The sequence below is a fragment of the Dyadobacter sp. 676 genome (genome assembly GCF_040448675.1).
In the GTDB taxonomy this organism is placed as follows: Bacteria; Bacteroidota; Bacteroidia; order Cytophagales; family Spirosomataceae; genus Dyadobacter.
The window spans coordinates 158,557-169,877 of record NZ_CP159289.1; the positions used below are offsets into that span (position 1 = coordinate 158,557).

At 46.3% G+C, this 11,321-nt stretch carries 12 protein-coding genes; all 12 read right to left on the reverse strand.

The genetic code is table 11. The features are described from left to right. Positions 1 to 29: 29 nt before the first annotated feature. On the reverse strand, positions 30 to 1,340 hold the full coding sequence (locus ABV298_RS00820) for a hypothetical protein (RefSeq protein WP_353720312.1): 1,311 nt from the start codon (positions 1,338 to 1,340) through the stop codon (positions 30 to 32). A 1-nt stretch (position 1,341) separates the two neighbouring features. Continuing rightward, positions 1,342 to 1,650, reverse strand: coding sequence for a hypothetical protein (locus ABV298_RS00825; RefSeq protein ID WP_353720313.1), 309 nt, complete (start codon positions 1,648 to 1,650; stop codon positions 1,342 to 1,344). Positions 1,651 to 1,910: 260 nt separating this feature from the next. After that, positions 1,911 to 2,918 (reverse strand): hypothetical protein, encoded by a 1,008-nt coding sequence (locus ABV298_RS00830; RefSeq protein ID WP_353720314.1) that lies wholly within the window; start codon positions 2,916 to 2,918, stop codon positions 1,911 to 1,913. A 58-nt stretch (positions 2,919 to 2,976) separates the two neighbouring features. Further along, positions 2,977 to 3,417, reverse strand: coding sequence for a hypothetical protein (locus tag ABV298_RS00835; RefSeq protein WP_353720315.1), 441 nt, complete (start codon positions 3,415 to 3,417; stop codon positions 2,977 to 2,979). Positions 3,418 to 3,424: 7 nt separating this feature from the next. After that, a complete protein-coding gene (locus ABV298_RS00840) occupies positions 3,425 to 4,060 on the reverse strand; it encodes a hypothetical protein (RefSeq protein ID WP_353720316.1) in 636 nt (211 codons plus the stop codon). Positions 4,061 to 4,647: 587 nt separating this feature from the next. Further along, positions 4,648 to 6,279, reverse strand: a complete 1,632-nt coding sequence (locus tag ABV298_RS00845) for a T6SS effector amidase Tae4 family protein (protein ID WP_353720317.1) — start codon at positions 6,277 to 6,279, stop codon at positions 4,648 to 4,650. A gap of 980 nt (positions 6,280 to 7,259) precedes the next feature. Continuing rightward, positions 7,260 to 8,216, reverse strand: a complete 957-nt coding sequence (locus ABV298_RS00850; RefSeq protein ID WP_353720318.1) for a hypothetical protein — start codon at positions 8,214 to 8,216, stop codon at positions 7,260 to 7,262. A gap of 211 nt (positions 8,217 to 8,427) precedes the next feature. Further along, positions 8,428 to 9,273 (reverse strand): IS3 family transposase, encoded by an 846-nt coding sequence (locus ABV298_RS00855; protein ID WP_353719349.1) that lies wholly within the window; start codon positions 9,271 to 9,273, stop codon positions 8,428 to 8,430. Beyond that, a complete protein-coding gene (locus ABV298_RS00860; protein WP_353718731.1) occupies positions 9,270 to 9,557 on the reverse strand; it encodes a transposase in 288 nt (95 codons plus the stop codon). Before ABV298_RS00860 ends, ABV298_RS00855 begins: the two co-directional genes overlap by 4 nt. 14 nt (positions 9,558 to 9,571) lie before the next feature. Next, entirely contained in the window at positions 9,572 to 9,751 is a 180-nt protein-coding gene (locus ABV298_RS00865) for a hypothetical protein (protein ID WP_353720319.1), read from the reverse strand. A gap of 592 nt (positions 9,752 to 10,343) precedes the next feature. After that, positions 10,344 to 10,748 (reverse strand): single-stranded DNA-binding protein, encoded by a 405-nt coding sequence (gene ssb / locus ABV298_RS00870; protein ID WP_353720320.1) that lies wholly within the window; start codon positions 10,746 to 10,748, stop codon positions 10,344 to 10,346. Positions 10,749 to 10,776: 28 nt separating this feature from the next. Further along, positions 10,777 to 11,076 carry a hypothetical protein gene (locus tag ABV298_RS00875; RefSeq protein WP_353720321.1) on the reverse strand — a complete coding sequence of 100 codons (300 nt, stop codon included), beginning with the start codon at positions 11,074 to 11,076 and terminating at the stop codon, positions 10,777 to 10,779. Positions 11,077 to 11,321 lie beyond the last annotated feature (245 nt).

Sequence of the window (11,321 nt, forward strand, 5' to 3'; positions counted from 1 at the left end):
CAAAAAGACAAAAAGGCCGGTTGTGGCTTTCATTGTAAATTGGAGGTTGCAGCCTGCTGGCCGGTTGGGTTTTCGTCCAGGGTGGTCATTTCAACGTCAGTAAAATGGTACTCCATTTCTTCCAGGTCATAGCCCATTATTTCCAGCGCGGCGTCTAGCGGCCCTTTCAGTAACCGGCGGTAGGATGGCGTCATATACCGGACGTGGTACATGACCGAATGCATTAGCTCGGATCCGCTGCCGCCCAGTTTGTCGCCTTCGGCCACGCCCGCCAGGCTCGGCAATATCCCATGTCCCTGGGCCTGCTTTACGCCCGCCTGCTTGATCAGGTTCATATAGGCATCGTCGGTCATTTTGTTTTCAATCGGCGTTATCCTGATCAGCTTCCGGTCGGCTTTGACACCGTCGCCCATTATGTTCCCGATCAAAACCAGGGCTTTGTCCGCATTGTTGACGCCGGAAAGGTAATCATCCATGCGGGCCATAAATTCGTCCTTTCTGGCCTCGATTTTCTCCTGCATTTCCGGGTCTTCCACATCGTCGCCTTCCAATAGGAAATAACTTTCGTCGATCTCGATTAGTAGCTTTACGTTGTACCCGTTGGTAAGTCCAGCCTCATGGTAGGCAGGCGTCATATTGTCTACCTTCGTCCAGGTCTTAGTTCCCCACCAAAGGCCCTGGTTATAGAAGTCCGCCCCGATTTGCGCCTTTTTGAGCACTATGACGCTTTCGAGCCATTGGGTGGGGTTTTCCATGTCAAAGATGGGAACCGAAAAGGTATCCTCCTTTTTGACGGCCGAACTGGTGCCAAAATACGGATTGATCAAAACGCGCTCGATGGCCCCGCCTTTGGCCGGTTTTGCAAACCGTACTTTGTTGGGCTGGATTGTCTCGAGAGCCACCTGGCCGTCGTCCTGGATGGACACGCGCACAAAAGCCATTTCAGCAAAATGTAGGCTCAATGCGGCTAGTTCCAGGTATTTGGAATAGATCTGCTTTTTACGGAACCAGCGTTTCAGCTCCTTATTGTCCACCAGTAGCCGCTCTTCCTTGCCTTCGGCTGTAACCACGGTTTTCATAAGCTTGGCGCCTGCTCCCAGCATGAATTCTTTAGCCTTGTCCATCAGTTGGGGTTTACTGGGCGATTCCCAGCAAAGGCGGAGCATTTCCAGGGCCTGTTTGTCGTCCTTTCCCCACTTCACCCACTCAAAACCAGCCTTTGCCATCGTCGCGCTTTCGCCACTGGTCGCGGTGGCCACGTCGATAACCGGGTTTGTAAACTTTACCGTGTGCTCGGATTTGGCCAGGTGGTAAAGGTTCTTTTCGATTTGTCTTACCATGTCAGTAATTTTTATGAATAATTCGGATCCAGTTGTTTGTCCTAGGCAAGCGGATTGCGATTAATAGCCGGTTTCGCAAAGTGAACGGACGTGCCAGGCCGTCGATGTCCTCCAAAAGCACAGATCCTTTTTCGATCAGGTCGTACCGTAATTTTCCTTTCGTGCTTTTTCCTTCAAACCGCTTTCCGGATTTGCCCAGGTTGTGTTTGATTCCAAAGCTTCCGTCCGTCTTGCGGTATTTCAGATCAAAACCACGGCTGGCCGGGTCGTGTAGGATCTTCCAAAAAGTGTCAATGCTGATTGCTTCCATGCTGCGAAACTATCCCCACGCGCAGGCGCTCGAAAAGACAGAAAAAACGCCCGAAAAGGCTTCCAATTTTTGTTTTTGGGCTTCGGCTGATTCCCAGGCACTTGGGAGCCGGAAACCTGGTGACGGGCATTTTAATTTCCAAAACTCCCCCAGGCAAGGCGGCGCCCTTTCCATTTCCGGTAATTACCGCGAGACAAATTTTCCGAATATCTTAAAGGGGTTTCGGTACTGGTGGCAGTCCGGCAGGGGGTGCGGGGGTGTCACCCACCACCCAGGAACCGCATGCTGGATCCTTTCGCTTTATTCTTCTGCGATTCGCTCGAATATTTGTAGTAAACGATGTAGTCGAAGCAATCACTTAGGTGAGTTGCATACTCTTGCTGTATGCTTGTCTTGCCTTCGCTCGACTTGTCTTTCTTATATTCAGCTAACACAGGTGAATTCTGCATGGAGATGATCAAAGCTTTGCAGGTGTTCTGGTTGATGCGCACGCGTGGCAGCATGCTGGATCCTTCGGCCAGTATGCGTTCGATCAGGGCGAACCGATCCTTATGTTCGGGGTTGGCTTTCAATACCCGCATGTACACTTTCCACCCCAGGCGTCGAAGCTCGGCGGCCACCTGGTTAAACATTGGGATCTTTGAACCAGCGCTTTTAGAGCTGGCCGACGCATCACCATATACGATAATGTGCCGCTTAACCTGGTCTGGGTAGGCGTCGTGTATGGCTATGGCCAGCGTCTCGGCCAGGGTCTTGTCCTCCTTCGCCTGCTTCACATACACGTTATCCAGGATCTTTAATTTGCCGGGCACTTCCTGGCAAATGATACCACAACAGATATAATTGTTAAAGTCCAGGCTAACTTCCAGCGCCTTGTTCGGATCGTAATCCCGGAAGGTAGGCAGCCAAATACCATCTGCATTTTGGTCATAATCAAACAGGGCACTGGTGCAATGCCTTTCCGTATCGAATGAAGGGTAATAGCAATTGGGCAACTTCCGCAAACGCTCGTTCAACACTTCCACGCGGAAAACCAGCGGCTCGGTGTTTTCCTCCATGTTGCTGATATATTCCGGGCTTAACGTCGGGTTGTCGTGGGCCGTCCCCTCCAAGAAAAGATACTTGTCGGGGTTCTCCTTCATTAACTCCTCTGTCTTGAATACCCACTGCCCCGCCTGCATCCAGGGGTTAGATGTGAAGTCATAGAAGGCATTATGCAAGGGGTTGTCTTTGAACCGCCAGCTATTGGCCCGGTAAAGGGTGGCCATCAGAATTTTGGAAACCCATTCGGATTTAAAAATGGCCGATTCGTCAATTAGCCCCCCGTCAAAATTGTGCCCCCCGGTTTGTATCGGGCTTTTCGAAGGAAAGAAGCTGCAAACAAAACCCGCTGTCAAAAGTGATACAATGGTTGTAGCTCTTCGGGGCCTTGTAGGGTTTTGGCCAATCTTTCGGCGGCTCTTTGAACAGGACGTAATTCCCGAACGGGTTAACCTTTTCGTCGTACTCATACCAGCCCAAACCGCCCCAGGCGTCGGCGCTATCGGTGAGCACAATATCCAGTAGCTGTTTGAAGGTTCGCCCAGCCAAAAAGAATTTGGCCTTGGGTAATAGCTTGGCAATGTAGGCCACGCAAACCAGCAAAGTGTAGGTTTTCCCAAATGCCCGCCCGGCCAGTAGCGTTTTCCGTTTGGCCGGGCTTTTCAAAAATATTTTCTGCTTTGGTGACAGGAAAACGACGTTTGCCTTTTCTGCCAGCTGCATCATTCTGGCTTTATCCAGCCTGGCTTTCGTCTCCGGTAACATCGCTGTATTTGGTGTCTTCTATTTCACGGTACATTTGAAGGGCGGCTATATCATCGGTGAAAATGATATTCGGGGCCACCTTGTATTTGTTGGGGTTCTCGACTTTATCCTTCTCCATCAGGCCCCGGATTTTCGCGGCTTTCATGCGGATATTGGCCGCCTTGTCCAGGATGTTGGCAATTTGCTCCTGGCGGTCAGGGTCGATTTTGTAGACTGGCTCCCCGTCTTTGTCGTAGGATAGCACTTTGTAGTCCCCTATAACTTTGTTGGCCATCTCTTCCAAAGTGAAGGCCATTTCTTCCAGGCGGACGGCGTGAACCTGGCGCTGGGCCAGCTTCTTCGCATTATCGAAATCCAGGGCGCCAAAGATCTGCTGGCAGCCGTTCACCACGTTGTAGGCCATCGACTGGCTCAACCCTCCGACCGGCGGCGGGCTGTGCATCAGCGATTCTACCACCTTCCGTTCGCTCATGCCGTCCAGTAGCAAGGTGAAGGCGAAGAAATAGCGGTCGAAGTATTTTTTATCAGCTTCGCCCAGCTCGGTACCGGTCTGGATGTGATCCCGGTATTTTTGTAGTTTGTCGTCTTTTACGATCAGCTGCATGGCTCGTTTGCTTTTTTATTGCAAGCTGGCCACCTGGTCGCACCGCCGAAAGGACATAAAAAAAACCGGCGCTGGGCACCGGTTTTACTTTCAATACAAAATCTTCACATTTAGGACCCTCTTAATTCTGCACGGTTTAATACCGCTCAATACCATGTACCTTTATCGTCTTGGATTTCGTACCATACTTCAACAATATTGTTCCTGATACACTCCTGGGATTCAAATTATTATGCTTGGTGAGCGTAAGACTAATGCGATAATCTCCTTTGGGCGTTTTCTGCACAAACTCGTCCAAAGTTGCATTTTGCTGCTTTACAGTTCTAACATGCTTGAAGTAGATAAATTTGTCACTTTTGGTCTTCTTCTGAATCATCGCAGTCTTTTTGTGACTCATTACAAAAATATACTTCTCTTTTTCTAACGGAACTGTATCATACGTTAAAAGAATACCGTTGTCAGTTTTGAATGTAAAAAAAGTCGATATACTCAAGATCAAACAAGGGATCATTTTGTGCCGGTGCTCGGCCTTGACACAAAATGAATATCATCAGAAGAGTGAGTGCATTTTTCATGTTATCAGTTCACTAGTTCATCTCAAATAATGTTATCTGCTTAACACCTTTTTTTTGGTTATTAGGATTCGGAGGCGAGAAATCACATCTACCAATACAACCAATACCTGTCCAAATCGTAGCATGGCCAGATGCCTGATAGCCATCCTCACCTTTATTGATTGGCTCCATAAAATATGCACCTTTTTTCCCACTTAATTTCCCTGCGAAAGAAACGCCGTAGTCTCCCCCATCGTCAGTATCTAATATAGTTTTAGGAGCAGACTGGTACTTTATCATCATATAGGTAAATAGCTGCGCCTGACTAGTGAAATAATTTTTCCCATCGGCTCCCTTCACCGTCCAATTGGTTTTTGGTATCTCGTGATACGGGCCGGAATAGTTCAATGCTCTTGATATACGTAGTGCGCATGCATTTTTATAGACCTCTGGTTTTTCCAGATGAAGTTCCAGCACCCTTCCCCCGATAAGATTGTAAACATCGTTTGCAGGCATGTCAGCCGCTGTATTGTTAGGATTCTTTGGATAAGCAGCATAAAAAGCACTGTAGGACGGTAGGGGTATCGGTTGGGTCGTAGCAAACAGAGTTGCAGCCTGCCACCACAAATCCATAGGGTCTCCTTCATCGAAAAACAAATGCGGTTCAGCCGAAGGTGCAACAAAATTCATGTTAATTCCACCTCCGTTGTACGGAACGGGAGTAATGGTTTGACAAGGAGGGAGTTGAGTAGACGGAACTGACGTGCCGGGGGGAATAGTTGGGTCGCAATTCGGCACGTAGTTGCCGGTACCGCCACCAGTTCCGCCCCCGCCGCCGCCGGTAGCCCAACCAGCATAATTGTGGTACAGCCCACCTTCGGAGCCCCATCCGCCAGTACCTGCGGTTCCTGTTGCACCACCCCAAGGATCCTGCCAATCCCAAACATAAAAATCTTTGCAGTAAGTGCTAGCGCATTGATCGGCGCTTTGATTCTGATTTAAAGGTGTTCCCAAAGCGAACACTCCACAAGGCCCTGTTGTTGTTACGCACATGCGGTATTTGATAACCCCAAAGTTCTCCCGCCCATTTTTTGCAGAATCAGGCAAGGGTGGCAGATTAACTATTGTAGTGGTTTTCACCGTTCCATCCTTCAGGTATGTGTATAATTTTCGATCCTTGCGGTCTAAGGAGTTCACCAAAATTTGTCCTATATAGGTTCGTTGGTCACTTTTGAACCACTCCGCATCAGGCATTAATGTAACGTGCTCTGTTTGGACTTCCTTTTTACTATTCTTGAACATAAATAAGTAATTCAGCTGATCAAAAGTTAGGTAGCCTGCGCCTCCTGGGGCCGTGATAACCTCCATATTTGACTCAAGTGGAACTACAACAGCGTCCCCATAGGTTGACTTCCGATTGTGTGCTTTTGCCCATACCGGCGTTCGCTTCCGTTTTCCCGTTGAGTCTCGACCGGACAGACGTGCATTGAAATCACCGCTAAATCTCGCAGTTGAATTAAAATATTCGCGGGCTTCTGCAACTGAAAGGTTGTACTTTGTTGGTTCCTTAAAATCGAGAATGTCTTTTTGACAGCCAAAAAGCATAAGAACCATTGTGGTAGTGAGCAACATTCTGGATCTCAAGCCAGGTGAGAGCTTTTTCATAAGAGATACTGATTGATGAGTGGAAAAAAGGAGTTGCTGGTATCAAATCGACACTGTGACAAAGCATCAAGATATCCGATCTTAAATTATACTTTCTAATTCATTACCGAATTAACTTTTATATCCAGAAACGCATTTTTTCGACAAATACCAGAAATAATTAGACGAATTGATTGTTTTATTCGATCATCGGTTTCACTTTTCGACAAATAAAAGCCTGGCCAGCACTCGACTGACCAGGCGCAAAAACGGGTGCTGGGTTATTACAACCGGAAGTAACCAAAAATTACCGCTTAATCAAAATGCAGCGTTTCGCCCGGCAAGTGTGTGTATTATTGTACGCTTGCGGTTAATACGCAAATAACGTTGAGTAATAAACCAAGAAGCCGGTGGCAATGCCACCGGCTTCTTTTGTCTAGTCATGTTCGTCGTAAACTTCAATCGGAGTTTAACACTCGATAATCAAATTGCGCGGGAAGGATGGATGCAGGGTATATGCCTGTTCCTTTACTGTCTAAGGTCTTACTCAATGTAAAGCCGTTTCTAGCAAATGCGGCAATTTCACGAAGCTGAAAAAACCCAACCCCATAATTCCCAGAACAATTAAAGTCCAAGTCTTCATTTTCTCTTGGCTAATCGGAGTTTCTTGATAATGCTCTAATCGCCTCAGAAGAAAATAAATAGCTAGGATGTACGGTGCCCAAAATAACGGGAACAGGAAAAGTTTGTCAAACAAAAAATCCTTGGATCGGGGCATGATCGTAAAATCTTCTGACAGATAAACTTTCAAAACCACTTCAGCGCAGCCTAGCAATGAAAAATAGTAAAAAGAAAATAGGAAAAAGAAAATTGACCCGTAACGAAATCTTGTCATCGGCCCTCTTTCTATCCCCCGAGTGTAAAAGAAGTCTCTCAGCGCAATGAATAGTCGCATTTATCTAATCTTAACGGAACTGATGAAAATCCCTTCGAATATAAGGTCAAAGTAGTTCCTTTGCAACACCCATGCCTATTGATACCGTGGCGGCAGCCGCCCCCAGCCAAAAGAACTCGAACACAAAGGCGGTTGCACCTACTCCCCAAATAATAGCCTTAGCCTGATCCCAGGTGCTCATATTGTTCCAATTCAGACCAGCGTCACTATATGCGATAAACACTTCCCGGCCATCGAGCACAACCCCTACAAGACCTACCCTTTTGCCAAAAATAACCGCTTCTGGAAAGTATGTTTTAAGTGGTGCCCCGACTACATTCGCTAATGCTTCAGCTTTTTGGATACTCCAGTCAAGTATGCTAACTGCTGTACCAGTTGCCGACAAAAAGTCTGCAAGCCTGCCATTTAACAAGGCTCTCTGACTTCCATTGCTGGTTAACGCAGGGCCAATCTGGTAGTTTGGCCGTAGATACGTTTCAGTTCCTGTCTCAGTACCGTCCATGACTCCGCCCGTGCCACCATAGTATGGGCCACCATTCGTACTGACTCCTGCCCCGATTGACGTACCAGGGGCAGCACCGTTGCTGCAAGAATACCGGTAGGATTTATGGAGATAGACTACCCATCGATAGGTTCCATCTGGATTCACGAATACTTCTACTCGTTGGGAAATATACTCGATAACATAACATCCAGACGTTCTTAGGTTTTGGCTTTCTGGAGCATAAATCTCAATTTTACGGCCATTTCTAAATGTAATGATCTCTGAAGGGGTGTCATCCCAATCTGCCCTAATGATAACTCCGTCCAGTTCCGATAAATCTAACCTTTTACCGTTCTCCCTGACTTTGTTATGATTATAAGCAAGTTGAACCAAGTATGCTTCGGTCTTATTCTTCACCTTAGTTACCACCATACCCTCGATGACAGGTTGAGTAAGGTATTGAGCTAGTTCTTTTTTCCAGGGTGCATTTTCTTCAACAATTAATGCACCCGGGCGCACTTCATCTTCGTACTCAACGGGGACCCAAACAAACTCCCTGTTCCTATCGTCCTTCTTTTTCTTCGCCTTTTCAAGGTTTACTTTCCGTTTGCACGATTTGCCGCTAGTTCCCTGCTCACGAAGCCCTTCGAACTTGGGAAGGTATTCATTTACAACATACTTTGAAATACTCCCGGTTTGCTGGACAGCCGACGGATGAAATTAAGTTTAATTAGGATGCTTTTGCATTGATCTGGAAAAACAATTCATCGGGAATGTACCCGGTTCCTGTGTGTTTGCGTCGACGGTTGTAAAATTCCACATATGCTTTTACTCCCCGATACAAATCCATCCCGCCATTTGGAGGATTTAAGTATATGTACTCTTGTTTGAGCGACCTCCAAAATCTTTCGATGAAAACATTGTCTAGGGCCCGTCCTTTTCCGTCCATAGAAATTTGTATCCCTTTCTCTAAGAGCGGCTTAATAAAACCCTGACTTGTGAATTGGCTACCCTGGTCGGTATTGAATATTTCGGGCTTTCCCTGTGTACGGATCGTATCCAAAAGCGTTTCCCGGCACCATTCCATACTCATTGTATTGGAGATACTCCATCCCACAATTCGACGGCTGTAAACGTCAATAATGGCGAACATGTACATAAATCCTCTGAACATTGGAATATAAGATATATCGGCTTGCCAGACCTGATTGGGGCGCTCAATCTTCAACCCCTTCAGCAAATATGGATATTTGTAATCTGTTGGTTTGGATTTGCTTAGATTGCGCTTGGGATAAATTGTGCGCAAATTCATAAGTCTATAAAGTCTTCTCACCCGCTTCACACCAACAGGATATCCCAGTCCGATCAGGTAATCACGCATGCGTTCTACGCCATAAAACGGGCACTCTAGAAACTGGCGATCAATGGCCTTCATCAATCGCTGGTTTAACAGAGACTGACCTCTCGGCTTAAAGTAATAGCTACTACGCTGTAAACCAATCAATTTGCACTGTGCCGAGACGCTTAGCTCAGGGTACTCAGGGGAAACAAGTCCGCGTTTCTCCATAACACTCATTTCCCCAAGACCTTTTTTAAAAAATCGACTTGGACTTGAAGTTCACCGATTTTAGAATACAATTCCTTCTCTTTTGTGTTTTCGGATTCATTACCAGTGGTGGGTGCCTCTTTACTGAAAACTAATTCAGCCTTTTCCAGAAACTCTCGCTTCCAGGCAGCTATCTGTGTTGGATGAATCTCGTACTTGGAGGCCAATTCCTGCACGGTCTGAACCTCTTTAATCGCTTCAATAGCCACTTTGGCTTTGAAGCTCGCACTGAATTTTCTACGTTCCTTTTTCATAGTCAGCTACTAAGTTAGAAATTTAAGCAGCTGTCCAGATTTCTGGGAGTATTATACTTCTTGGCTTCTGCAAGCGAAATGGTCTCCATTTCATTTTCGCCGACAATTCCATCGATTACATCTTTTCCACAGCTGAACATCGAAAAGCCGGCCCCCATCACAGTTAGGTTTCGCAAAAATTCTTTCCTTTTCATTTGTTTAAAGTTGTTTAATAGACTAAGAATTATGACCACTCGTGAAGTTAATATTGCTACCCCAATACACGCAATAGTGGAATATTCTGGAAACACACATTTCGACGAATGCCCGCAGTTTTTCGACAAATTGAATTTAACTAATGATAAATAGGTCCCTTAACGGTTCTTCCGTCTGACCTCCCTTGACGGTTCGCAGCTCTGTGCATAATTGCTTCACTGTAAGGTATTCTTGGTACTGTTCTTCCTCCCAGTCACGATACCTTTTGTAAGAACCATGAATCGCGATTTCGTCAGCAATTTTGCGTATTATTGAGCTCATTAAATTAGTTTGTTAAGTGTGAACAATTGGCAGACGATTCTCCACAACAGATTTATTTAATTAATTCTGACTTTAACGAATTCGTCTAGTCAGATCTCTAGAATGGTCAATGTTATCGTCCCAAAAGCGTCCGTTTTTTTGCCAATGCCTCTCGCCAGATCTTACCGGCGTCAGGCCCCATTCATCTGGCATAATTTGCTCGATTAGCCAGCGGTCGCCGTTCCGGCTCTCCCAGACCTGGCCAGGCTTAATTTCTTCCATCATTGAGCATTAAAATGGTAAATCGTCGTCTGACTTTTCCGCACTTGGCGAGGCTGGAACCGCTGGCTGGGCTGCCGGTTGGCCGCTGCTCTGTCCATTATTCCCAGCTGATAGCAATTGCACTTTCTCTGCGTTAACCGTGAGATCCGCGAAATGCGCGCCGGTTTGCTCATTCCGGCGAACCTGTACGCCTAATTTGCCCTGTACGAATACTGACGTGCCCTTTTTTAGGTATGGTAGCAAGCTCTTTTGCGTCAGGAACACTGAAAACCAGTCGGTATTTTCTTTCGTCTCACCGTTGCCGGTTTTGAACTTCTCGGAAACGGCCACTGAAAACCTTACAAACTCATTTCCGTTATTGCTGTGCAGGGTTGCGTCGCGGCCAATGTTGCCGATAATCTGAATTTGCTTCATTGTCTTGTTATGGTTAAAAATTAAGTGATTATGCAAATGCTTTAAAATCCTGATCGGCCCACGGCGTTAGTTTCCCCAGGTTCACCAAGTTGACAAATCGCCTGATCTGGACATACTCCACCTTCTCGTCATGAACCGAAAGCAGATCCAGGGCCTCACGGTGATTCCGCCCGGTTTCTGGCTTGTCCCCGCTTCCGTAGTAGAAACCCAGGACTACTAGCAGGCGCCCGCTGGGATCCGTCCACCGGCTGAATTTCTGAACAAAGAAGCGGTCGACGTTAACCGGCAGCACTTCGTCGATTGTTGTATTTTCCTGTGAATTCTCCATGATTAGAAAAAAAATTTTTTTTTGAGTTTTAAGGGGTCTGTTTCGTTCTACACCTACACTTTTTTGTAACACACTGAAAAAGAGTGACGTATATCCGTTAAAACTGTAGAACGGCTCGTTCTACACTTTCTACAAATTCTACATTTCTACACTTTTTCTACGCTTTTTCTACAAAAAATATACACTATACATATTGATAATCAGATACTTATACTCTTTTGTAGAATTGTAGAAAGTTTTTGGTT